This window comes from Clostridium beijerinckii, from assembly GCF_036699995.1.
Lineage (GTDB): Bacteria > Bacillota > Clostridia > Clostridiales > Clostridiaceae > Clostridium > Clostridium helianthi.
On sequence record NZ_CP144906.1, the window covers coordinates 4,566,691 to 4,591,768 of the forward strand.

At 30.4% G+C, this 25,078-nt stretch carries 23 protein-coding genes and 1 riboswitch; all 23 genes read right to left on the reverse strand.

What is annotated here, in order from left to right; all coding sequences use genetic code 11:
* Nucleotides 1-40: 40 nt before the first annotated feature.
* The 23 genes from PZA12_RS20935 to rfbF all read right to left on the reverse strand — a co-directional run bounded on the left by PZA12_RS20935 (nucleotide 41) and on the right by rfbF (nucleotide 25,075).
* Nucleotides 41-826, reverse strand: a complete 786-nt coding sequence (locus PZA12_RS20935; protein ID WP_103697546.1) for a FliH/SctL family protein — start codon at nucleotides 824-826, stop codon at nucleotides 41-43.
* Complete coding sequence (gene fliG, locus PZA12_RS20940) at nucleotides 810-1,826, reverse strand: flagellar motor switch protein FliG (RefSeq protein ID WP_041899442.1); 1,017 nt, start codon at nucleotides 1,824-1,826, stop codon at nucleotides 810-812. Before fliG ends, PZA12_RS20935 begins: the two co-directional genes overlap by 17 nt.
* Before the next feature lie 5 nt (nucleotides 1,827-1,831).
* A complete protein-coding gene (fliF, locus tag PZA12_RS20945) occupies nucleotides 1,832-3,400 on the reverse strand; it encodes a flagellar basal-body MS-ring/collar protein FliF (RefSeq protein ID WP_103697547.1) in 1,569 nt (522 codons plus the stop codon).
* Nucleotides 3,401-3,421: 21 nt separating this feature from the next.
* On the reverse strand, nucleotides 3,422-3,739 hold the full coding sequence (fliE, locus tag PZA12_RS20950; RefSeq protein WP_103697548.1) for a flagellar hook-basal body complex protein FliE: 318 nt from the start codon (nucleotides 3,737-3,739) through the stop codon (nucleotides 3,422-3,424).
* Nucleotides 3,740-3,750: 11 nt separating this feature from the next.
* Nucleotides 3,751-4,158: a flagellar basal body rod protein FlgC gene (gene flgC, locus PZA12_RS20955; protein WP_077838752.1), complete on the reverse strand. Its 408-nt coding sequence runs from the start codon at nucleotides 4,156-4,158 to the stop codon at nucleotides 3,751-3,753.
* Nucleotides 4,159-4,241: 83 nt separating this feature from the next.
* Nucleotides 4,242-4,646: a flagellar basal body rod protein FlgB gene (gene flgB / locus PZA12_RS20960; RefSeq protein WP_103697549.1), complete on the reverse strand. Its 405-nt coding sequence runs from the start codon at nucleotides 4,644-4,646 to the stop codon at nucleotides 4,242-4,244.
* Nucleotides 4,647-5,367: 721 nt separating this feature from the next.
* Nucleotides 5,368-5,457, reverse strand: a riboswitch (cyclic di-GMP riboswitch).
* Between the two features lie 259 nt (nucleotides 5,458-5,716).
* On the reverse strand, nucleotides 5,717-6,553 hold the full coding sequence (locus tag PZA12_RS20965) for a flagellin (protein WP_103697550.1): 837 nt from the start codon (nucleotides 6,551-6,553) through the stop codon (nucleotides 5,717-5,719).
* Between the two features lie 44 nt (nucleotides 6,554-6,597).
* A complete protein-coding gene (locus PZA12_RS20970) occupies nucleotides 6,598-6,786 on the reverse strand; it encodes a YjfB family protein (RefSeq protein WP_103697551.1) in 189 nt (62 codons plus the stop codon).
* Nucleotides 6,787-6,964: 178 nt separating this feature from the next.
* Nucleotides 6,965-8,008, reverse strand: a complete 1,044-nt coding sequence (locus PZA12_RS20975) for a glycosyltransferase (RefSeq protein ID WP_103697552.1) — start codon at nucleotides 8,006-8,008, stop codon at nucleotides 6,965-6,967.
* Between the two features lie 24 nt (nucleotides 8,009-8,032).
* Nucleotides 8,033-8,284 carry a hypothetical protein gene (locus PZA12_RS20980; protein ID WP_103697553.1) on the reverse strand — a complete coding sequence of 84 codons (252 nt, stop codon included), beginning with the start codon at nucleotides 8,282-8,284 and terminating at the stop codon, nucleotides 8,033-8,035.
* A gap of 23 nt (nucleotides 8,285-8,307) precedes the next feature.
* Nucleotides 8,308-9,594: a protoporphyrinogen/coproporphyrinogen oxidase gene (locus PZA12_RS20985; RefSeq protein ID WP_103697554.1), complete on the reverse strand. Its 1,287-nt coding sequence runs from the start codon at nucleotides 9,592-9,594 to the stop codon at nucleotides 8,308-8,310.
* 153 nt (nucleotides 9,595-9,747) lie between these two features.
* The gene (locus tag PZA12_RS20990) at nucleotides 9,748-12,057 is read right to left on the reverse strand and encodes a glycosyltransferase family 2 protein (RefSeq protein WP_103697555.1); all 2,310 of its coding nucleotides are present in this window, start codon (nucleotides 12,055-12,057) and stop codon (nucleotides 9,748-9,750) included.
* Between the two features lie 118 nt (nucleotides 12,058-12,175).
* Nucleotides 12,176-13,222, reverse strand: coding sequence for a glycosyltransferase family 2 protein (locus tag PZA12_RS20995; protein WP_103697556.1), 1,047 nt, complete (start codon nucleotides 13,220-13,222; stop codon nucleotides 12,176-12,178).
* 12 nt (nucleotides 13,223-13,234) lie between these two features.
* Nucleotides 13,235-14,542 carry a radical SAM protein gene (locus PZA12_RS21000; protein WP_103697557.1) on the reverse strand — a complete coding sequence of 436 codons (1,308 nt, stop codon included), beginning with the start codon at nucleotides 14,540-14,542 and terminating at the stop codon, nucleotides 13,235-13,237.
* Between the two features lie 116 nt (nucleotides 14,543-14,658).
* Complete coding sequence (locus PZA12_RS21005; protein ID WP_103697558.1) at nucleotides 14,659-15,543, reverse strand: NAD-dependent epimerase/dehydratase family protein; 885 nt, start codon at nucleotides 15,541-15,543, stop codon at nucleotides 14,659-14,661.
* A gap of 24 nt (nucleotides 15,544-15,567) precedes the next feature.
* Entirely contained in the window at nucleotides 15,568-17,349 is a 1,782-nt protein-coding gene (locus PZA12_RS21010) for a thiamine pyrophosphate-binding protein (protein ID WP_181005974.1), read from the reverse strand.
* Nucleotides 17,350-17,374: 25 nt separating this feature from the next.
* Nucleotides 17,375-18,535, reverse strand: a complete 1,161-nt coding sequence (locus tag PZA12_RS21015) for an FkbM family methyltransferase (RefSeq protein WP_103697560.1) — start codon at nucleotides 18,533-18,535, stop codon at nucleotides 17,375-17,377.
* 25 nt (nucleotides 18,536-18,560) lie between these two features.
* The gene (locus PZA12_RS21020; RefSeq protein WP_103697561.1) at nucleotides 18,561-19,724 is read right to left on the reverse strand and encodes an FkbM family methyltransferase; all 1,164 of its coding nucleotides are present in this window, start codon (nucleotides 19,722-19,724) and stop codon (nucleotides 18,561-18,563) included.
* A gap of 13 nt (nucleotides 19,725-19,737) precedes the next feature.
* Nucleotides 19,738-20,559 carry a pyruvate carboxyltransferase gene (locus tag PZA12_RS21025; RefSeq protein ID WP_103697562.1) on the reverse strand — a complete coding sequence of 274 codons (822 nt, stop codon included), beginning with the start codon at nucleotides 20,557-20,559 and terminating at the stop codon, nucleotides 19,738-19,740.
* Between the two features lie 35 nt (nucleotides 20,560-20,594).
* Nucleotides 20,595-21,911, reverse strand: a complete 1,317-nt coding sequence (gene rfbH / locus PZA12_RS21030; RefSeq protein ID WP_103697563.1) for a lipopolysaccharide biosynthesis protein RfbH — start codon at nucleotides 21,909-21,911, stop codon at nucleotides 20,595-20,597.
* Nucleotides 21,912-21,937: 26 nt separating this feature from the next.
* A complete protein-coding gene (locus PZA12_RS21035; protein WP_103697564.1) occupies nucleotides 21,938-23,179 on the reverse strand; it encodes a UDP-glucose dehydrogenase family protein in 1,242 nt (413 codons plus the stop codon).
* Nucleotides 23,173-24,267 carry an NAD-dependent epimerase/dehydratase family protein gene (locus PZA12_RS21040; protein WP_103697565.1) on the reverse strand — a complete coding sequence of 365 codons (1,095 nt, stop codon included), beginning with the start codon at nucleotides 24,265-24,267 and terminating at the stop codon, nucleotides 23,173-23,175. The genes PZA12_RS21035 and PZA12_RS21040 overlap by 7 nt, the downstream gene beginning before the upstream one ends.
* Before the next feature lie 34 nt (nucleotides 24,268-24,301).
* Nucleotides 24,302-25,075, reverse strand: a complete 774-nt coding sequence (gene rfbF, locus PZA12_RS21045) for a glucose-1-phosphate cytidylyltransferase (RefSeq protein WP_103697566.1) — start codon at nucleotides 25,073-25,075, stop codon at nucleotides 24,302-24,304.
* Nucleotides 25,076-25,078 lie beyond the last annotated feature (3 nt).

The window sequence follows — 25,078 nt, forward strand, 5'->3', positions numbered from 1 at the left end:
TTCCTAAATTGTGAATCGTGAATTATGAATTGTGAATTATTTATCCAAATATTGCTTTTCGCATTTGTTCCATTCCAATATCCACGCCTACTTTTACTATACCACTGTTTTTTTCCAAAACTGCATTTCCCGGTTCCATAAAATCATCTGCAAGTACAAAGATTTCATTTTTTATATTGTATGATACCTTCCATCTTTCCACCTGCAATTTTAATTCTTCAACATGGGTTGAATTCACCTTTAAAATAACATTTTCTTCTCCTTTTGAGATCTTAAAAGCTTCTTCAATAATATTATTCATCGCTTCATTGGTACTTAGTGTTTTCTTTGTAATATTTTCCGCAATTTCTAGTGCCAACTTTACTATTTCATTTTTCTTACTTTCTAGATATCTCTCGTAATTTTCATGAGCAGATTTTAGCATCAATTCTGCCTTATTAACAATATCTGCCGCCTCTGCTCTTGCACTTTCAATTGTTTCATCATAAGCTTTCTTATATCCATCATCATATCCATTTTCTAATCCTTGAGCATATCCTTTTTCATATGCTTTTTTTTCTGAAGCATTGGCATCCATTTGTGCTCTTAAAACAATAATCTGCTTTTCATTTTTAGCATCCTGTATTATCCTTTGCCCAATATCTTCATACCTTTTTAGAAGTTCTTCAGGATCAATCTGTGGAGCTTTTACTACAATTTCTTCTTCCTCTTTTTCCTCTTCTATTTCTTCAGATACTGCCTTTTTACTAATATACTCTGTTGAAATAACTTTACTTGTTCCTGACTTTGCAAAGTCCTTTTTTATTAATCTATACGATGATTGCATCTTCTCCACCTCTTGCAATGATGATTTCATTAGCATCATCTAACCTTCTAATAACAGAAACAATCTTTTGTTGTGCTTTTTCAACATCCATAAGCCTTACTGGTCCTAAGAATTCCATATCTTCCTTTAATGAAGCAGCAGCTCTCTTAGACTGATTCCTATATATAGAATTTGCAACTTCATCAGAACATCCCTTAAGTGCAAGTGCAAGATCTCCAACTTCCACTTCTCGAAGAATTCTTTGGATAGATACATCATCAAGAGAAATAATATCTTCAAATACAAACATTGAGCTCTTAACTTTATCTGCAAGCTCTGCATCTTCTCTTTCTAAGCCTTCTGTAATATTCTTTTCTGTTGTTCTATCAACTGCATTTAATATGCTAACTAAAGTTTCTACACCACCTAAAGTTGTCATTTCAGTTCTTACTACTGAAGATAGCTTACTCTCAAGTACGGCTTCAATTTCTTTAATTACCATTGGTGACGTATTGCTCATAGTTGCTATTCTATAAGCAACTTCACTTTGCGTCTCTTCTGGGAGCTCTGCCATAACTTGTGCTGCTTTATCTGGCTGTAAGTAGCATAGAATTAAAGCTATAGTTTGAGGCTGCTCTGATATAATTACATTTAATAATTGATGAGAATCTGCCTTTCTTGCAATTGAAAAAGGTCTGTATTGAGCCGTTGCCTCTGATACTTTATCAAGTATTTCGCTTGCTCTTTGAGTTCCTAATGCTTTTGACAATAATGTTTTAGCATAATCCATACCGCCTTCAATTATATAATCTCTAGCTTTATTCATTTGATAAAATTCATTTAATATTTCTTCCCTTTGTTCTGGAGTAACAGACGTAATATTAGCAATTTCATAAGTTATTTTTTGAATATCCGCCTCTGGTAGCTTTTTCAATATCCCAGATGAGGCTTCAGGTCCAAGAGTTATAAATAATATTGCTGCTTTATGCACCCCTGTCAATTGACTTGGTTCTTTTGACATAGCCATCACCTCTCATTTTCAGTCAACCATGACTTGATTATTTCTACTACTTGATCTGGTTTTTCTGTTGCATATTTCTTTATCTCTTCTTCTAAATGTGATTTTTGAGTCTTAGCCTCAAATTCTATTGGTTCAAAGACATCATCTGGTTCTTTAGGTAATATAGTATCATCAATTAAAGTATTTAATAATTGTTCATTTTCTTCTTTCTTCTTCTTTCTTCTCTTTGCAACGAAGAAAATAATAATACCTAAAAGCAATGCTCCTAAAATTCCTGCAGCAATCATCATCTTATTCTTACTAGATGTAGCTGCCTCTGCATTCATAGCATCAATTTCTGACTTAGCTTGATCTTGAGCCGTTGTATCAAATGCCATTCCAACCACAGAAACCTTATCTCCTCTAAGTGTATCTAATCCAACTGCATTTCCAACTGCATTTTCTAATGTTTGTTGTGTTGCGGCATCTAAATTTCCATCTACCATAACTGACGCTGTAAGCCTTTTAACTTCACCTGGTGCACTAATAACTTTAGATTCACTCTTACCTACTTCATAATTTGTCTTCTGATCCTCTTTACTTGAAGTTGAAGGATTATTATTTGTAGCTGTAGTTGTGTTACTCATATTATTATCAACAGGACTTTGACTTGCAGTTGTTGATCCTGAATTATTTGTTTCCTTAGAATTTTCTTGGCTTACAATTACTTTATTCGGATCTACTACTGTTTGTGTCTTTTGTTTTGAGTCAAAATCTAAATTCACATTAACAGTAGCCTTAACTTTACCTTTACCAACGATTGGCTCCAATAAACTAACAATTGCCTTTTGCATTCTATCTTCATAAGATTTTTCGGCATCTTGTTGCTTTGATATTGTTTCAGAGCTTACTGAATTACCTTGATCAGAATTTATATCCTTAGTAAGTAAATTCATGTTATCGTCTATAACATCTATGTTTTCTCTAGGTATGTTTTCAGTTGCCCCAGATACTAACGCTACTATCGATTTAACCTGATCTTCGCCAATAGTTGTCCCTTTTTTTAATTTTAGATAAACTGCTGCTTTTCCAGGTTCTTTGTCCTTTACAAAAACAGAATCCTTAGCTTCAGTTATATGTACTCTTGCTTCTTCTACTTGTGGAAAACTTTTTATTGTCTTTTCCAACTCACCTTGCTGCATTCTAACTTTTTTTATTTTAAATTCTTCATCCGTCATTCCAAAGGAACTTCCACTATCCATTAATTCATAGCCTTTACTTCCAGATGTCAAAGTTGGTGCTAGCTCCAACCTTAATTTATCCACTTGATCCTTAGGAACCCAAATCGTATTTGTGTTACTATCTATTTTAGTATCAACTTTTTTTTCATTTAAACTATTAACGACAGTTTGAGCATCAGCTGCATCAAGATCAGAAAATAGTACTTGATATTTGTTAGAAGATGAGTAAAAAATCCCACTTATAATTGCAATAATAACTGCCACGATTGCTACTATTATAGCAGCTTTTATCTTCTTATTCTTGGATTTAAACTTTTCCAAAAGCCCCTTAACTTTTTCTAAAAGTTTTTTCATTATTAAGCTCTCCTCACCTTACTACAATTGCAACCTCGATAATTGATTATATCCTTCCAATAACTTGTCTCTAGTTTGTGCTAAAAACTGAAGACTCAAACTAGCCTCCTGATTCTTAACCATAACTTCATCAATATTAACATCATCACCTTTAATAAACTTTGTTGCAGTTTCATCAGCTTGTGTCATCTTACCGTTGGTATCATCTACTGCCTTTTTTAAGACATCTCCAAAATTAACTGAGTTATTGCTTTCATTATTGCTCTTGCTATTATTAATATCTTTAAATTTATTATTAAATATAATTTCATTTTGTGCAAACTTATCTTCTATTCTCATTTTTCATCCCCCTACTTACCAATTTCTAAAGCCTTTGAAAACATGCTTTTTAAAGAATTAAAAGTATCAACATTTGCCTCGTAAGATCTAGTTGCTACCATCATGTCTGCCATTTCATTTAATACATTCACATTTGGCATTGTAACGTATCCATTACTATCTGCATCTGGATGCGTTGGGTCATATACCTTTCTTAAAGGTGATGGATCATTTTCAATTTTAACGGCTTTAACTCCAGCCATATTTTTATTAGCATCAAGGGCCTCTTGAAATACAGCTACTTTTCTTACATATGGTCCTTTACCATCTGCACTTCTTGTTGTACTTGCATTAGCCATATTAGACGTTATAGTATCCATTCTTAATCTTTCTGCTGAAAGACCAGTTGCACTTATTTGCATAGAAGTAAATGCATTCATTTATAATCCTCCTTTATCTAATCAATAATTCAAAGTTTATTAGCTTATCTAAATATAAATTCTAATCAAGGTATTATTTACCATTATTTAATAACTGTCTTCAAACTATTAAATTTACCATTTATTTGAGTTATTAAAGCATTATATTTAAGTGTATTGGCTGCTTGATTTACTTTTTCAATGTCTAAGTCAACATTGTTTCCATCACTTCTCATACTGGTACTCTTATCCTGTTCAATTGATATATTATCACCACTATTTGAATCACTACTTGAAAGGTGACGTAGATTAGTGCGTTTTAACTCTAATTTTGAGAAATCTCCTTGGTTCTTTAAATTTTCCTCGAATACTACATTAAATCTCTTATAATCCTTCGTATTGACATTTGCCATATTATTAGCAATTGTTTTGGCTCTAACATTTGAGGCTTTAATTCCTTGTTTGATCAATTCATAAGTAGCATCTGAACTGATAGATTGTATTGCCATAAATTCACATCCTTACATTTCGCCTTATACTTGTATAAATATCTAAAACTTTCAGTACAAATATTTTATTCTACACATTATTAGAAATATATAAAATAAAATGCTTTTTTCCTCACAATTTTCACCTAAGTAAAATATTACATTTTATTTTAACTAATTAATAATTTAATTATAGAATAACTATGCAATTTTATCTATAATTTTTTGAAAAATGTTTTCCAATTTATTTACTAATTCCGATTTTTTTTGGTTTTATTGTAATATTCCCCCACATAATAAATCTTCTAAAATAAATTAAATGTCATTTTTAGACTTTCTGCAGTATTTATCCGTACTGTGGCCTACCATATATCTAAAAAATAAAAGGTGTCTATAAATTATAGGCACCAAAAATATTTAAAGCAAAATAAATATAAACTTTATTAATATGTTACAATTCACAATACACATTTCTCAATTCATAATTACAGCTAAAATTCTTGCAATATTTTTAGAATTATCATGAAGAATTATTTTTGCAACATATATAATTATCTTATGCCTAGTTTTGCAATACTCGCATGTTAACAAATAATAAAAACAAATCAAACAAAATGAAAGATCTTATTTTTCAATATTCTTCATTAATATTCGAGATAACAATAACACAACATTAAATAAGTTCAATTAGCCTTGAATATAAATTTTTTCATGAAGCTAAGAACTAAGTTTCACTTTATATTTTGGCAACCTGACAATCATAGAAAATAAAATTCCCCTTAGACTCATGGCTTTGCGGCCTTATTTTTCAATAAGTGTGCTAGTATCAATATAATTTGTCCTTTTAAATTATAATGTATTTTGGTTTATTTCACCACAGTTATTTTTAATTTTCGATAAAGTTGTTAAATAAATTATAAATTTCATTATAATTTGTTCAATAATTTCAAATAATTCAATTTTGTATAAATATAAACCTAAGATTTCACAAACTCATACATTAATCACTATAGTTCAAAAAAATAAACTATAGTAAATTCTGATAATCAAAATTTACTATAGTTTATTTAATATTCATTCCACTTAATAAATTATTTCACATTAGCCAAAATGTTTAGGCAATCTTTAGGAAAATTATTACTTTGTGCCATTAATCCAATTGAAGAATTAACTAACAGCTGACTTTTCGAATATTTCATCATTTCTTCTGCAATATCTGCATCGCCAATTCTACTTTGAGCTGTTTGAATATTAATATCTTTACTACTTAAATACTCTGCAGTACCTTCTAACCTGTTTTGTAATGAACCATATGTACTTCTGATTTCTCCTACCATTTTAATAGCTTTATCAACAGATTCAAGTGACGAATCCACATTATTTATATCTAGCTTATCAACTCCTAAATTAGATGTACTTAAATCAAATATAGGAATATCGATACTCTCACCCGACATATTTCCAATGGCAGATTTTATTGTTTGGGTAGGATTTAAATTCAAGCTTGAAGCACTAGTACAAGATAACTTAATTCCATTGAACTCTGTATTATTTGCTAAAGAATTTATATCGGCTTTAATGCTATCAATTTCAGTCTGAATATTATTTTTGTCAGAATCAGTTAAAGTTCCCGAACCAGCACTAACGGTTAATTCCTTAATCCTAGATAAATTATCATTTATTTCCTGAAGAGAACCATCAAATGTTTGCATCATTGAATTAGTATCTTGAACATTTTTACTTGCAGCGTCATTTGTTAACACCTGTATCTTCAAGGTCTCGTTCTTTCCAATCTTTCCAGGATTATCTTTTGCTGAACTTAATTTACTTCCAGTACTTATATTATTAAGAGCTTTAGATTCATCTGTGATTCTAACTTTATATGTTTTATATATACTTAAAGAAAACATATTATGTGCAAGCCTCAATTTATAACAACCTCCTTAATCATTTACAATAAATATTACTAAATTTATACTCTTATATCAATATTGTTGCCCTTACTATCATCCATTGCCATGTTATCATTTCCCACCATATTTTCTATTTGATCGCTTACTATCTTACTTCCATCATTCATAGCCATTTTCATAACTGATATTGACACTGAATTTTGAAGTGATAATTGATGCATAGCCACTGACATTTCAGCTATATCCATAGAATCAAATCCTTTCTTTTAATAATTTTATAATGTCAAAAGATAGATTACTATATCATCATCCTTAATAATTTATTATCGTAAACATTAAAAATATCTTTACCTACCCTTAAAATATAAATCTGAAAATTATATTATTACATCTATTAATATTCTATTTTTAATCAAACTATAATTCTTAATCAAGCCTTTTCTTTGCCGGCTCATATTCACCACACATCCTATAATATCCTATAGCTTTTTCTCTAAATCCTAATACATCATATATAATTCCTATGTTATAAAATGATTTATATGTAGTTATTCCCCCAACTTTGCATTCCGAAAAATTTGTACATTTTAAAAACATCTCAATTGCTTTCATAAAATTGCCATTATTCATATGTATAAGTCCCATTAGGAAATAAAAATCTGAAGAATTTGAGTAAATCTCAAGATAATTTTCTAAAATTAGTGCGTCTGAGTATCTACAGTTATTAATTAGAGAGTATCCATAAGTTTCTATCAAGTCCTCAACATACTCTAGTCTAGAATCCAACTCAAAAGTTAATGCCTTTTCAAAATATACACAGGAATTCTCATAGTCTTTTCCCATGTAATACGATTTCCCTAACTGATAATAAATATATGGGTCCTCTTTATCCTTTTTAACAGCATCCATTAGCATACATATGTTTCTTTTAATCTTATCAGTTCTATTTAGCACTTCATATGTATACCCTATATGTTCTACAGTCACGCTTACATTGTCCGACTTATAATTGTTACCTTCTAAATCTGTAATCTGTTCATGAATTGATCCACTATACTGAAAATAATTTTTATTAAAAAGTCTATTTATTCTTTCAACATATTTCTTATCGGCGCCAGAATCCCCCATTATATTGATTCTTTCAATTCTTCCAACATTATTTCTATTTAAAGGTTCATTTATAAACTCATTTATTTTCTCCCTTGAAAAATTCAAAATAAACTCATCTGCATCAAGTATAAGCACCCAATCATTTAAGGCCTTAGATATAGAGAAATTTCTAGCTTTTGAAAAATCACTACACCACTTAAAATCATAGATTTTATCAGTAAATTCTGCTGCAATAGTCTTTGTTTTATCTATAGATCCAGTATCTACTATAATTATATCCTCTATGAAACCAACTACCTTAGATAGGCAACGTCTAAGATTTTTCTCTTCATTTTTAACTATCATACACAAGCTTAACATATTGGTTTACCCCATAATCTTTTATTAATAATCTATTTCTATATTTTCTGTTTTTCTACTCTCCCCATCTAGCGCTCTTATTTGTTGGGCCAGATCATTAATTTCCATATTCATTTCTTCAACTTTATTTGCATTTAAATTTAATTCTTTTGCTTTTCCTATTATCTCTCTCATTTTTAATAACCTTTCTTCAATGATATCTAACATTCTAATTCTATATTTTATCCATTGAAGTTCAGCTTTTAATTCTTCCTTTAATTCTTCTCTTTCATCCATATTTTTATTAACATCCTTCAGATTTATCCAATATCTCTTTCATTTTTTAACTTAAACGCCATATTCATTCCACTAAAAAAACTCTGATCACTCCACAGATAATCCCATTCTCCAAATCTTCCGATGCAATTTATTCCAATTTTGTTTAAGTAATTACGAACTATTTCCCTGCACTCATATATATTCTTATAAAAAACAATATTGGCATACTGTATACTTTTTACATCTATAAAAAGTATATCATTTTTATCTGCTATTTTCATTTCAACTATACATTTTTCTATATGCTCACATAAATCATTATCATTCATAGCATTTTTTTTATATGGTGATTCATACACTTCAAACTGCATAGAACTATATCCGTTTGGAACATTATGTACTGATTTTAAGTTTGGGGAATGTGCTCTTGCTGGTAAAATATCCTCATCATATATATAGAACCATAATTTATTATTAATGTCTGGTCTTCTAAATCCTACAGATATTATTTTCATAGATGTAGCTATCAACTTTTTAGAAGCATTGACCACTTCATCCGGAACATCTTTTAATATTTTAATTAGTTCTGGCAAAGGAATACTGCTTATTAAATTCTCATAATAAACTCTGCTATCATCACTAAATTCAACATACCTATGTATTCCATCGATTAATATAGCTTTCTTATTTAATTTGATATCTAAATCCCGAATTAATGGATTTAAAAAGCTTTTGTATCCACCAATCTTTGGATATCTCATTTCTTTTACATAATATACATCTTTCGTATTATCACTCATAGCACCATGCAGTATTTCTTCTATATTAGGGCTATACATTCTATTATTTATCCATTTTGTTTCTAAATTCCTTGCATCATCACACCAGTATTTTTTTGTGTATATCTTTGGAAACTTATCAGAAATATATTTGCCATATTGTGCATAAAGCCATTCTTCATAGTTTTCAAAATCTTGTTTTGAATCTTCTCTTTCCAAAAATGATTTTATACATTGTACTTTTTCGTCAGTCGATAATTTATATAAATTATTTTGGACAGGGTGCTTAATCCATAATCCATTATAGTAATTGTATGGCTCTGGATTATATTTAAAATAATCTGTTTGATGAAAAACCTCTCTAACCTGTTCTGATTTTGCAAAAGATAAATGAAGACCTTTATCAAAAGTAAAATTATTTATTTTTGTGCTGCCACACAAACCACCATAATCATCATCTTTTTCATATACAGTACATGAATCACTTCCTAAAAAATAGCCACAAGCCATTCCAGCAATTCCTCCACCTAATATAACGTACTTACCCATAATTGTTCCTCCAAAATATTTTTCCTTATTAATTATAATTCGAATAAATTTCCATTTACTTAAATATTATATATGATAATAGGCATCAATACTATTATTGATGCCCATTATCATATATCTATTTCTGTAAAATCTTTGTTTTTACTACTATACTTATAACCCTGTCACTTTTTCAAATAGCAATGAGGCTTCATACACATTTGTAACACCATATTTAGATGCATCCAATACCTCTCCACCATTTTCCATAGGACCTTCTTTATAACTCTTTCTTTTTACAACCTCATCCTTTTTTTCATCATCTATTTTCCTTGGCATAATAGCCTTTTCATAAATATTTTCATCAAACCATTTTAGAAATTCATCGCCATGCTTTGAAGCAGTATATCTAAAATAATGCAATTTCTTATCAAATAATACATCTCTTATATCCAACTGCATAATGCATTCCGTAAACATTTGCTTCCAATTCAATAAATTATCTAGAAATTCTTCAGAACATGCACCTCTAGCAATTGCCCTTAATATGCTGTTATATAAAGAACTTATATCTGTTGTTACTTCAGGCATTAACCTTTCTACATACGAAGTAGAGAATCCACCAATATTACTAGTTTTTATAACCTCATCCATTCTACTATTACTATCTTCAATTTTAGTAGCAGCAGAATTAGACTGTGCTCCTACTGAAGCTCCTGTCATGCCAGCAATAGTCAATGGATATTTAATATTTGTTATGTGACCATTTATAGAAATATTAATAACTCCTATATATAAATCTTGACATATTCCATCCCATAATCTACCCGTCTTATTGAGTAGCGTATTTAGATAGCTCCTTCTAAATCCAGAATTAATATATAACAAAGGCAAACCGTACATTGATTTTGGATCTTTAAGTATCATTGCCCAATAATCATTTTTATTAACATTATATACTAAGCAATTATTTTTCTCATATTTCGAAGGAATAATAAATTGATTTTCTTGTCCTCCATTAAATCCAGGCCATGCATAGAAACCTCTTTCCCATTGAAATATCTCTTCATCTGGGTATTTCTCAAGAACATTCTCCAATACTTCTAAAGACCATGGAAGCATAGCATCATCAGAACCAATTGATATTATAAATTCACCTTTTGCTTTTAAAAATGCAAATTCAAAGCTCTTTGGCAGATGTAAATCTCTAGGCGTTTTATAGTATTTAATTCTTGGATCATTAAGTTCACAATATAAATCATAGACTTCTGTATTTCCATTTGTTGAATTATCACTTAAAACTATTTCATAATCTCCATTATATCGTTGGTTCAAGCAAGTTTTTAATGTATGCCTTAAAGATGCTGCAGAATTTCTAGCTGGAACCACTATTGAAAATTTACATTCTGCTGATCTTTTAATCTCATCCTTTACATCAAATTCATAAATTTCACTAATATATGATGTGTATTTCCCTACCCATCCAAACGCCATATTATCTTCAAGGTAATCAGCGTGAAATGGTGAAAGACGTTGCATTTGTTTTTGCATTAATGGTCTCATGCAAAGCTCATCCATAAGTTTTCCACTACAAAGTATAGTTGCTAAACCGTTATTTGTGTAATTTTTACATATATAATCTACTATATATTCTCTATTATCACCTAAAGTCTTTCCTTTATAATTTATTGTTATAGGATGTATTATGGTGGCTTCTCCATAATTCTCCGAGTTCTCAAGACTTATGTCTAGAGTACTTGAAATATCAATAATGTTTTCCACATCCACACTCATTGGTGAATTTATAAAATATGTTTTATACCCTAAATCTAAAAGAATATTCATTAAGATAATGCAATCACTATAATCATCCTGATTAGAAACTACAACAATAAAAATATTATCTTTATTAAATTCTAAAACATTATTTATATACCCCATATTAGGCATGTTATGAATAAATTCAACTTTCTTATTTAAATATCCCTTTTTATTCCCATAGAGCTCCATGATCTCATGCATCAAATAATTACTTACTTGATAATATAAAAGGTATAATTCATTCCACTTCTCTAGAGAATAAAAATCTTCTATAAATTTTTCTCTATTAATCCTAATTTCTTCATATAGAAGATTTGAGATATCAGGCAAATTATTTACTTTTAGTTTCTCACAAATATTCTTATTACGATTTGTATCATAAATATCATTATACTCCATTGCTATTTTGAGATATAATTCACTATATTTATCTATTCCACTATAGTTATATAACTGCCATCCTTTTGATTCTAGAATTTTATACACTTCTGATAAATCAGAATTTTGTTTTAGCATCAACTCTGCTTTAGCAACAAACCAAACAAGTCTTACTGGTTTAATTTTATATAATTCATCCAGTATGCTATCCACATCGTCTATTAAATCATTTTTTATTTTTTTCATTACATCTTCTATTTTACGGAAGTATTCTGTATCATTCATATAGTATACCTCTTATTAAGTTTTATTTTTTATTAAAACTGCATTAAAATAACGCCGTTTTTATATAATTGCATTTTATAAAATTGAAATCACTTCATGTATACATATAAAAAATTGATTATATATATATGCTTCCCTCAGGAGGATCATATGAAATTGTTCTATCTAAATCCCCAATGCTTGCCAACTTCAAATTTAATTCGTCATCATTTAAATTTATCCAACCCAGCATTTCTTTATATTCCTCATTTTGATGTATATCCTCATTGAATACAGGCGCTAGAAGTAAATAGCGCTTTGCCGATTTTCTTTCATTTCCCCTAAACATTTTTAATGCATATCGTAAACACATGTTACCTAATTTACTTACTGCACTATCATATCTTTCAGAAACTTTGCTCATCCCATAACTATCTGCTACATTAATAAATGAATTTATCAACTGATAATGTTCAAATATTCCTAATAGATTTCTTTCAGAATATGAAGTTTCATTTCCTGAATGAATTCTATAATTACATAATGCTTCTGAAATATATCCTATATCAGAGTAACACGAAAACATAAAGTTCTGATACCAGTCTCCAGCTATTTGGAAGCTTAATCTTGTAGACGCAAACTTTCCAAATATCTCCCTTCTGTATATAACCTGCGAAGGAACTGCTATTCCTGCCATCATAAATACTGCCGCCTGCTCTTCACCTGGAATTATACAGCTTCTATTATAAAAAGAAGGCTTCTCATATTTAACTCCATTTTCATCGATCTCATGTCTATGTGTCATCACCATTCCAACATTTTGATTTTTAGTCATAATATCCATACATTTCTCTAAGAATGTGCTCTCAATTGAGTCATCAGATGAGAGATAAATAACAAAGCTTCCTTCAGATTCGCGAAGGCACCATACTGAATTAGCATCGCTACCAATATTTCTCTTGTTCTTTCCAACAAAATAATATATTCCCTTTTCCTCAAATTTCTTCTTGTAACTTAATGCAATTTCATATGAATCATCTGTAGAATTATTATCACGGAAAATTACTTCATAATTAGGATAAGTTTGTTCTAAAACACTATCTAAGCAATTCTTTAAATAGTGTCCATAATTATAATTCGGAATCAAAATACTCACTAATGGGTATTTATTTTTGTTAGCATTCATTTAAAAATTCTCCTAATCGCAAATTTCTTCTAGATTTAGTGGTTTTGTAAAATCAATAACTCCCTGTTCAGCAGCTTTTGAAGTAAGCCCTTGCATTCCCGCACAGTGTCCACATGTACGGTAATATGGTTGATCAATATACTCCCTTATTTGTTTTGATAATTCTTCCCTCGAAGTTGATTTCTTTATATCAACATAATCCATTTCATAATCAGCTATACCTAAACTATATACAGCTGTACCAAAATCACACGGATGTAATTTCCCATTTTTCACCTGCATACAACGTGGAGGCTGAACGCATCCATTTTTTTTGGCAATCATAGTTTCCTCACTATCCCCTAAATCATATAATGTAGAAGGTATTGACCATTCAGGCATTACAACTCCAACTGTATATGATATACCCGCATTTTTAACCATTTCTATATTTTCGTAAAACATTTTTTTCTGATTTTCAGTAATACTTTGTTCATAATTAGAAAAACTAATATTAACTCTCTTATCATTTAATCCTTCTAATTGTTCTTCTCTTATAGGATACGTACCCGACGTTGCAATTGAGACTAATCCAAAATTATTCTTTGTAAGAAGTTTACTTATAATCTTTGATAAATCAGGATGCATAAATGGCTCTCCTCCCATTACAGTAACAGTGCCAACACTATCCATAGCATCAAAGAAATTATCGATGTCTTCCGAAATTTGCTCAAACGGTACATCTTTACGTTTTTCTTTAGGATACGCATTCATGTATGATGTACAGCACTTACACCCAAGACTACAACGAGAATTAATAACAAAAGTCACACTAAACATATGCAGTGGTTTTTCGCTGCTATTTCTGCTTTTTACAATATTGCTCAGCCTTTCACAAAAAATAGAACGACAACACATTGTTCCTTGGCATTGCTTTGAATCTATTCCTGTAGTTTTATCAAATGGACAAATTGTTCCCATATATAAATAATCTCCACGAATAACATTATAATACCCTTTTTCCTGTAAATTTTTTAGCAATCCACTTCTTATTACATTATTTCCTATAGAAAATATCACCAATGTATTTTCTTTATCTTCAGTTGAAAACGGCATAACAACTTCTATATCGTTAACTTTTTTAAGTTCATCTGCTCTCATGTCCCAATAATAACTAATATCAACACCATTATTTAGGAGATACTTACCAACTTCATTTCCAAGATAACTCCCACCCCAAATAATAATATTTTTAAATGATTTTATGTAGTTAAGAATTTCCTTATTATCAACCTTGTCACCTGAATGTGCTTCTAAATAATATTTCTCTAAATTAAACAAATTAATTTTCCATCCTCTCTGAACTTAATATTTCTCTTGTTCTTAAATTTTTTCTATTTAAATCACATTCTGCCACTAACGAAATATCTACAGAATGTACTCCATCTAGCTTATAATTACTCTTCTTTAATTATTTTTCTTATCCCCATTTCAAAATTCACTTCACAACTTTCGCAAACCTTTTTCAACTTGGTTACATCCGGTTCCAACCAAAATGTTCTTTTCAAATCTACTTCTTTTGCCCCAAATTGAATACATGAATTTTGATTAACAATATCTCGAATTTCTTCAACAAACTCCCTAAGTATTCTAGGTTTTCCCGCTGAAATATTATAAACACCTTTGACCTTTTCATTCTCACCTAAAATCCTTAATGCTTTTGTACAATCAGTAATATACATAAAATCCCACATATTTTCACAAGCTGATAATTCAGGTACTTTTCCTTCTTTTAGTGATTTTATTACATATGATATAAGCGTTCCATCATTTTCTCCAATACCATAGACACTATAAATTCTAGGCCATACTAAAGCAATACCGAGCTGCTCTGCCAATACTCTTCCCATATGATATGAAGCTAATTTTGCAGAACCGTACATCATAAACGGGTTTGGCACAGTAGTATCTTCACTACACAACCCATGAACTACTCCATACTCTGCTTGACTTCCAGCCCCTATAAATTTATGGCATCCACATCTTTTAGCCGCCCTTATAGCATCTGCAGTATATTGTATATTACTGTTTTGTATATCGAAATTATTTCTATCATTTCCTGAAGAACCATTCCAGGCTAAATGATAAAATAAATCATAGCTACCTTTTAATTCACTTAATTTATCTATAGGCAATTCTATAACACTTACTTCTTTAGGTAGTCTTTGTCTTTTAAAAGAGTTAGGTCTTATTACAGCTGTAACATTATGACCACCTTTTGTCATTTCCTTACATAATGCAGTTCCGATAAAACCAGTAGCTCCAGTTATTAATATATTCATATACGCCCATACCTTTCAAATGTATTATATTTGAATAAAATTATCTTCAAATTCATCTCTATCTAGCAATGGCGACATATCCTCAAGTGGTCTAGATGCCATTTGACCATCTTCTCTCATATAATTTGTTTGCTTTGGTAATATTTTTTGTGTAATATCTGCTTTTACAGTACACACTACAGGGCCATCATACTCCAAAATTTCTGATACTTTATTAGATAATTCATCTACATTTTCAATATGATACGCTTTTATACCAAAAGCTTCAGCAAGCTTTTTCATATCCGGTAAAGTTAATCCTGATTCCGGTGTACATCCTGTAAGATGCCCATTAAAATTTCCATCCTGTGAACCATAAATCATACTATATCCATTATTATCAACAACAAATAGTTTTACTGGTAGTTTTAGTCTCTTAAGTATTTCAAGTTCTTGAATATTCATCACTATACTACCATCGCCTGTAACACATACAGTTCTTTTTCCACCTGATGCAATGCAAGAGCCTATAGACGCTGGCAAATCATACCCCATTGCTGCTAGCCCTTTTGTTAAGAAAGCTCTCTGTCCTTTTTTAATTCTAAATACTTTCATTGCAATGTCAACAGATGTTCCAGAACTAGTAAATTGATATATATCATTTTCTGTCATTTTATTTGATATTTCATCTACCAAACGATATGTACTAACAAATCCATCTCTTGGTTCTTGTTCTGGAATAAATCTTGGATATTTATCTCTCAGTATATTACAGTGTTCTATCCATTCTGTTCTAATATTAGTTTTTAATTCTTCTTTTCTTTCTAATAAAGCTTTGATAAATGCTTTCGCATCACAGTTTATAGCAAGCTTTGGATGAACACTTTTCTTTTTCATTTCATTTTCATCGATTTCTACCATTACATGATCAGCTTTTTCTAGAAAGCTCTCAAAATTATATCCTGTAGAAAGTAAGTTTAATCTTGTCCCAATAGTTAATACAAAATCTGCATTCTGTTGAATAAAATTTGAGTGTCTATGCCCTACTGCACCTGGTCTCCCATAAAATAATGGATGACTGTCTTCAATTAAGTCAACACCATTCCATGATGTCATTACTGGAGCATTTAATAGTTCATATAACTCTCTCGCCTCTTCAACTCCACCTGCTAATCTAATTCCATTACCTAAAATAAGTGCTGGTCTTTTTGCCTTATTAAATAATTCTATTGTTTTATCAATATCTTCTTTATTGCAGGGACACTCTCTAAGTTCAGAAGTATTATATCCCTTTAAACTTTCTACATCTACTTGCATTGCCTGAATATCGAGTGGTATGTCAATCCACACAGGTCCTGGCTTCCCATTAACTGCAATAGCTGCTGCCTTTTCTAGTTCATATCGTATCTCTTCAGGTTCTTGAATCTGAACAGCATATTTAGATATTGGTTTTGCTATTGAAACTATATCAGTCTCTTGAATCCCGAACTGACGTATATTTTGATCATTAACTAAATCTGCTCTCTTGGCCTGTCCTGATATGAAAATTACAGGTGTAGAATCATAATAAGCTCCTGCAAGGCCTGTTATGGCATTAGTTCCGCCTGGCCCAGATGTTACTAAACATACACCATAACCTTCATTAATTCTTGCATAAGCTTCTGCTGCAATTGATGCCCCCTGTTCATGGAGCATGCATATCCCATTCAAATTCTCATTTCTTCCTAATGAATCATTAAGATGCATCGCACCGCCACCACTAATATAAAATACGTGTTTTATACTTAGTTCTGATATGAATTCCATAACATAATCCGATATTTTCATACTTTCCTCCATTGATATATAATTATTACTCTACATATGCATAGCATACTGTTCCACCTATACCATTACTTTGATGATGTCTTACAGAAATTTTATATTCTGGAACTAAACTTTTCAGATATAGCGGTATTTCCCAAAATGCATCAATTCTGTGATATAAGCATATTGCCATTTTAGGTTTTTGTGTCGTTATAATTTTTTCAGCACCTCTAAGTGCATTTTGCTCTGCTCCCTCTATATCCATTTTTATTAGTGTAACCTTTTTATTATATAATACATCATCCAACTTTACTGCCTTCACAGATTGAATTTGTTTTTCATCTAATAAGTTATTTTCGGCCTTATAGAAACTGCAACTTTCTCCCGAACCACTTTCTTCATTTCCATATTGAATAACTTTGTATTCATTCCACACACCACAATTAAAACATTCAATCTTATTAGCAATCGCCTCGTCTATTTTCATTACATTATTTTTTAATATTTCGAAATTATTTTTATCCATTTCAAACGAGTATATTGCATCAAAATTATTTTCTGTAACCTCTAAGAACTCTGATATTGAATCTCCTATGTATGCTCCACAATCTACAAACCCTTCATTTTTGCCAAGTCTAAATACCCCATGATCAAAGTACTCTCCATCACTATATATTTCCTCATAATCATTCAGCAAACATTTTTCACCAATTCTATTACTAATAACATCTGCATATATTCTTTTTGACTTATCATCATCAATAATATTATATACTTCTAGAAATTTATTTGAGTTGTTTACAAACCACTCTCTATCCATTGGTAGGTTAACTATCATATCAAAAAACAATGCAAAAGGATTAATATGTCTTATTTTCATATCATCTAGTTGTTCTTGTACTCCTCTTAAATCTCCAATAAGTGGAATTACAACAACATTTTTTAATTTTTTTAGTTCATCTGGAGATATACATTTAATCCCCTTATATTCCTTTCCCCATTTATTCGGGTTATTATCACATAAATAATCAACTTTTATATCTCTATTTAAGAAGTATTGTTCATAAGCTTCTTCAAAAAATTTACCAACGCCAAATATGCATATATAGTTTGAATTTCTAAGTATATTTCTTTTATCAAAACTTCCTGTATTTGTCGCGTCTCTGATTGCATCCTTAATCTTTCTTTCGTAAAAATTCAAATTCATTCTCTCTTCTCCTCAAATCCATAGTTTATGTAATACTCTCAACATAGGCATAACAAACTGTTTCTGAAACCCAAAAGTTTGCATGGTGTCTAATACTAATATTATAACTTGGAACCAATTTTTTTAAATAAATTGGTATTTTCCATAAATCTTCAACTCTATGATATACACAAATTGCCATTTTAGGCTTCTGTTCTGTTATTATTTTATTGCTACCTTCAAGTGCCATCATTTCAGCACCTTCAATATCCATTTTTATCATTGTAACTTTTCTATTTCCTAATAAATCGTCTAATTTAACGACTTTGGCTGTCGTAATTTCTTTTTCATTAAAAATGCTAAAACTATCTGATGATGACATTTTTCCGTAAGATATAGTTTTATTTTCATTCCATACTCCATAATTAAAACATTCTATTTTTTCACTTACTGACTTTGAAAGCATCCTTGCATTAGAGCACAATTTATCATAATTATCTTTATCTAATTCAAAAGAATATGCACTGCTAAATTTTTCATTAGTAACTTTTAAAAAACTTTCTAAAGTATCTCCATCATAAGCACCACAGTCTACAAAACTTTCATTATCTGTAAATCCTAATATATCACTTGGAAAATACTGCGGTAAAACGCATATTTCATCGTACTTATATTTTGAAAATTGTGGTGCTATTCTATTGCACAAAACATTTACAAATACCTTTTTGGACTCTTCGTCCTTCAATATATTATATGCTTTAAATATTTCTTCTTCTTGATCCTTAAACCACTCTTTATCTCGATTTCCATTCATAACCTCATCGAGAACCATATCATTATATGTGATTATATTATTAAATCCCAATTCTCTTAATTGAGTTTCAGCACTTCTTGGATCTCCTAACATTAAAATTATTGCTACATTATTCATATGAGACAATTCATTCAAAGAGACACATTCAATCCCTTTAAAGTATCCACCTCTGTTGCTTACTTCTTCAAGTTTTTCTTTATTATTATCACACAACAAGTTAACATGGAATCTTTCTTTAACGTTTTGTTGCTCAAATGCTTCTTCAAAATATCTTCCTAACCCAAACACGCATACATTTTCAGAGCTATCAATAATATTCCTTTTATCAAAACTTCCAGTAATTGCTGCATATTCTATTGCATTTTTTAATTGTTCCTCATAATTATTATAACCCATACTACTCCTTTTGTTATTCCGCTACAGAAAACTTATTGTACTTAATTAAATTTTCAATCAGTTCATTTTTAATCATTGTAGCCTCATAACCACCGTTAACTTCTAACTTTCTTAATAGATATTCCATTGTAAGATTTCCATCTCTCCATTTTCCACCAAGACCTAAATGAGTCACATCCATATAATCTGCTCCTTCTTTAATTGCTAAATCAGCAAGAATTTCAGCTGTACCATTCTTATCATGTAAATGAACGCCTAATTCCACTCCTACTTTATGACATTCTCTAATCGTATCTATTACATATTTTTCTGTCATTACGCTTTCAGTATCTGCAAATTCTATCGCTTTAACTCCTCTTGCTTTTGCAAATTCAGCAAAGCTTATATTTTTTTCAATATCGTTATATCCTGCACTAGTAAAATTCAAAAATATTTCATATCCTAATTCCTGAATTTCACTAACCTGTCTATCCAAAACATCAAAATCTGTTTCATGAGATCTTGTAAGCAATCTAATTGTATCAACAACACTATGTTTTTTAGGCAATAAGTTAGCTAATGGTCTTTGGACATCTCTCATAGCTGATATCTTTGTAACATTTTTTATTGATTTAAATACTTCTGCTATTTCTTGATTTCTAGTGCTGCAGTATCTATATATACCTCTGTTAGGATCTGCTTCTTCATTATGAAAGAATCCTAGTTCAATATAATCAATACCTTTTCCTTGTGCAAATTTATATAAATTTCTAACGAATAAATCATCGAAATTCCAACCTGTTTGATATCCCACTTCTCTTATTGTGCAATCAAATATCTTTATTCCATTAATCATACGTATTTCATCCTCTCTGATTAAATGTAAAGGAGTTATATTTCTATACTTTCTTTAATTCTTTTTACCATTTCATCTAACATTTCTTTAGTCATACCAGGATATAAACCAATCCAAAATGTATTATTCATAGCAAAATCTGTGTTTTTTAGCCCTCCAACTGTTCTATAGTCTTCTCCATTAACTAGACCATCAAAACATGGGTGCCTTGTAATATTACCCGCAAATAGTGAACGAGTCTGTATATTGTTTTTTTCAAGATATGATACAATTTCATCTCTAGTTTTAGAACTTCCTTCTTTAACTGAGATAACAAAGCCAAACCAGCAAGGGTTTGCTCCATCTTCTTTTTCTGGAAGTATGATATCTTCTTCTAGCCCATTTAAATTTTCTCTTAAATACTCCCAATTTGCACGACGCTTTTCAACGAAACTCGCAAGTTTTTTTAATTGTGCTACCCCTATAGCCGCCTGCATATCTGTTGCTTTTAGATTATATCCTAAATGAGAATAAACATATTTATGATCATATCCAAAAGGCAATGTTCCATATTGTCCTTTAAATCTTCTGTTACATGTGTCATCCTGCCCGCCAGAACATACACAGTCACGTCCCCAGTCTCTCATTGAACGTATAATCTTATTTAATAATGGATTGCTTGTATAGACTGCTCCACCTTCTCCCATTGTCATTTGGTGTGCTGGATAGAAACTAGATGTTCCTATATCACCAATAGTTCCTGTTAACTTAACTACTCCATTTATTTCATATTCTCCACCTAAGGCATCACAGTTATCTTCAATAAGCCATAAATTATGTTTGTCGCAAAATTCTTTAATTTTATGTAAATCAAAAATATTTCCTAAACTATGTGCTATAAATACAGCCTTTGTCTTGTCTGATAAAGCACCTTCTAAAAGTGAAACATCTAAGTTGTATGAAGGAATTGCAATATCTACAAATACTGGCACAGCACCACATTGAATAATAGGAGCTACTGTCGTAGGAAACGCTGCAGCAACTGTAATAATTTCATCTCCGCGTTTAACTCTTCTATCCCCTAATAGTTGAGATGTTAACGCCATAATAGCAAGGAGATTTGCTGATGAACCCGAGTTAACTAGTGAACAATATGGTACACTTAAATATTTAGCTAATCCTTTTTCAAACTCATCAGTATACTTTCCAGCTGTTAACCAAAAATCCAATGCTGAGTCAACCAAATTACACATCTCTTCTTCGTCATAAACACGCCCAGCGTAGTTTATTCTATCACCGATTTCATAGTCTTTTTTTCTATGATTTTCTTTATAGTATTCTTTAACAAGCTCTAAGATTTTTTCTTTTTCCATAACTAATCCGCCTCTCTTAATAAAGCCTAAAGCATATATCTACAATCTATAATTTTTTTGTTACCAAATTCATTTATTTTTTTAAATTCCTGCCAAGCAGTAACAACAGCTACAACATCTGAATTATCATAAACTTCTTTAGCACTTTCACAATAGTTAACTATAATATCAGGATACTTTTCCTTAAATTCTTCTATAGCTATTGGATCATATGCATATATATTTTTATAACCATCCTCAATCAAAGCCTTAATTATCTTTACTGCCGGTGTATCTCTAACATCATCTGATTCTGGCTTAAATGACAATCCTAATATTCCTATGGATTGTTCTTTATTCAATCCCTTAATTATCTTCTTTGCTATAGTTTGTGAAATATTATCATTTGTATTTATTACACTTTTTAATATTTGCGGAGCAAATCCTTTAGCATTAGCCTGGGAATATAAAGCATTTGTATCCTTTGGAAGACAATAGCCGCCATATCCACAGCCTGGGTATACATACGAAGTCATATTACAGTTATTCCATCGCTTGTCCATATGTAAAATCTTAAATGCTTCTGAAATTTCTATTCCACCTATGTGGTCTGCAACTTGAGCCATCTCATTTGAATAACTAATTAAAGTAGCTAAAAGTGTATTTGATAAATATTTTATAAATTCACCTGTAGAATGAGATACACATTTAATTGGTATATTCATATCCCTATAAAGATCTAATAGCATTTCCATAGATCTTGAGTCATTGCAGCCAAGAACAATTCTATCTGCCTCTATAAAATCTTTCCAACAATGTCCTTCCCTTAAGAACTCTGGATTATTAGCTACTCCTATATTTTCTGCTCTTTCCCCTTTAGATTTAACATATGGATATATCTTTTCAGCCGTAGTTGATGGAGGTATTGTTGATTTTGTGACTAATACTCTAAACTTATCATCTTTAATTGCATCAATAGTTCTATCAATCGCTGAAAATAAATAAGTTAAATCAGCATTTCCCATTTCTCCATATGGTGTTCCAACACAATAAAATACATACTCACTATTTCTTATTGCTTCTTCAACATCATCTGTTACAAAAAAATTCTTATTAAGATGATCATTTAAAACATCTTCCATATAAGGCTCAAAAAAAGGTATTTTCCCTTCTCTAAGTGTATTCTTACGTTTTTCATCTACATCAATCCCATAAACTTTATGGCCTAAATGAGCAAAGCCTAAGGCTGTTGTAAGTCCTACGAATCCTAAACCAAAAACTGTTACCATATCAAATTTTCCTCAGTACTTTCTTTTATGAATGTTAAAAATCTATAGATTCCATCTTCTACAAGTATTTCTGGATTATAATCTAATATATTTCTAGCCTTATCTATATTAGGGCATCTTCTTTGCGGATTATTAGTTAAATATTCCTTGTCTTCAGATGAACTAAAAATTACATTACCCTTATATCCAAATATTTCTTTACCTGCTTCTTTATATATATCTGCTAATTGTTTAATTGTAATTTCAGGTTTTTCTATACCAATATTGAAATAATCATATTTTCCGTGCAGCATTACTTTAAAATATCCTGCTATAGAGTCTGCAATATAGCAAAAAGTTCTTGTTGGACTACCATTCGATAATATGATAATATCATTTCCATCAATTATATTTTTAGCAAAATCTGCGGGTACACGTTTATCATTAATCTTCATGCCAGGTCCATAATTATTAAATGGTCTCGCCACGCCAATTGGCATATTATACTTTTGTGCAAAAAGCATACACATAGTTTCCCCAAATCGCTTAGACTCATCATAGCACGAGCGTGGTCCTGTTGCAGATACATATCCATAGTATTCCTCAGATGTAGGTACTGCTTCTGGTGCTGGATCACCATAAAGTTCACTTGAGGAAAAAAATAGAAATCCCTTGATGTTTTTTTCTGAATAATAATCCAAAAGACTTCTCAATCCCCATATATTAGCATCCAAAGTTTCGATCGGATACTTTCTATAAAATATAGGAGATGCTATAGATGCCATATGTATAATAAAATCTGCTGTATCTGCATCTTCTATATCACTAATTTTATCTTTAATAATATCAAATTCTTTAACTTCAAATCTTTCATCTTTTCCGATTTCATCAATCCATTTTGGATAACCTAGCATAAAATTATCAAGGCATATAACCCTTTTCAATTTCAAATCATCCTTAAATTTATATAAAAAATGTACAAAATAATATCCTAAAAATCCAGCACAACCAGTAATTAGAATAGTTGAATCTGTTAATTTGTCTATTTCCTGTTTTGATAATTTATTGTATGTATATTGTAAATCCGCTTCTAATGACTTAGTAATCATTAATATTCCTCCATATATGTTTTAAATTATATCACTACCATCTTATCCATGGCGCTTGCTTCATTTTACATAAGTATTCCAATGCCTCTTTATCTCTTAGTGTATCCATACACTTCCAAAAACCAGTATGTTTGTAAGCCATTAATTTATTTTCTTTTGCTAAATTTTCAAGAGGTTCTCTTTCAAACACGGTCATATCATTATCTAAATATTTGAATATCTCAGGCTCTAATACCATAAAGCCACCATTAATCCATCCACCATCTTCTTTGTTTTTTTCAGCAAATTGATTAATTTGGTGGTCGTTATCAATATCTAAAACTCCAAATCTTCCACCAGGCTGTATTGCTGTAATCGTAGCAGCTTTTCCATGTTTCTTATGAAATTCATATAATTTCGTTAGATCAACATCCGAAACCCCATCTCCATATGTTAACATAAATGTTTCATTATTAACATATTTCTCTATTTTCTTTATTCTTCCACCCGTTTGAGTTTCCAAGCCAGTATCTACCACTGTAACTTTCCATGGTTCTGCTATATTATTATGTATTATCATATTATTATTATCAGCAAAATCAAATGTTATATCACTTCTATGCAAATAGTAATCAGCAAAATATTCTTTGATAAAATACCCCTTATAACCACAACAAATGATAAATTCATTAAACCCATATGAGGAATAATACTTTAATATATGCCATAAAATTGGTGAATCACCTATTTCTATCATAGGCTTTGGCTTAAGATGGCTTTCTTCGCTAATTCGAGTTCCTAATCCTCCTGCAAGTATTACTACTTTCATTTC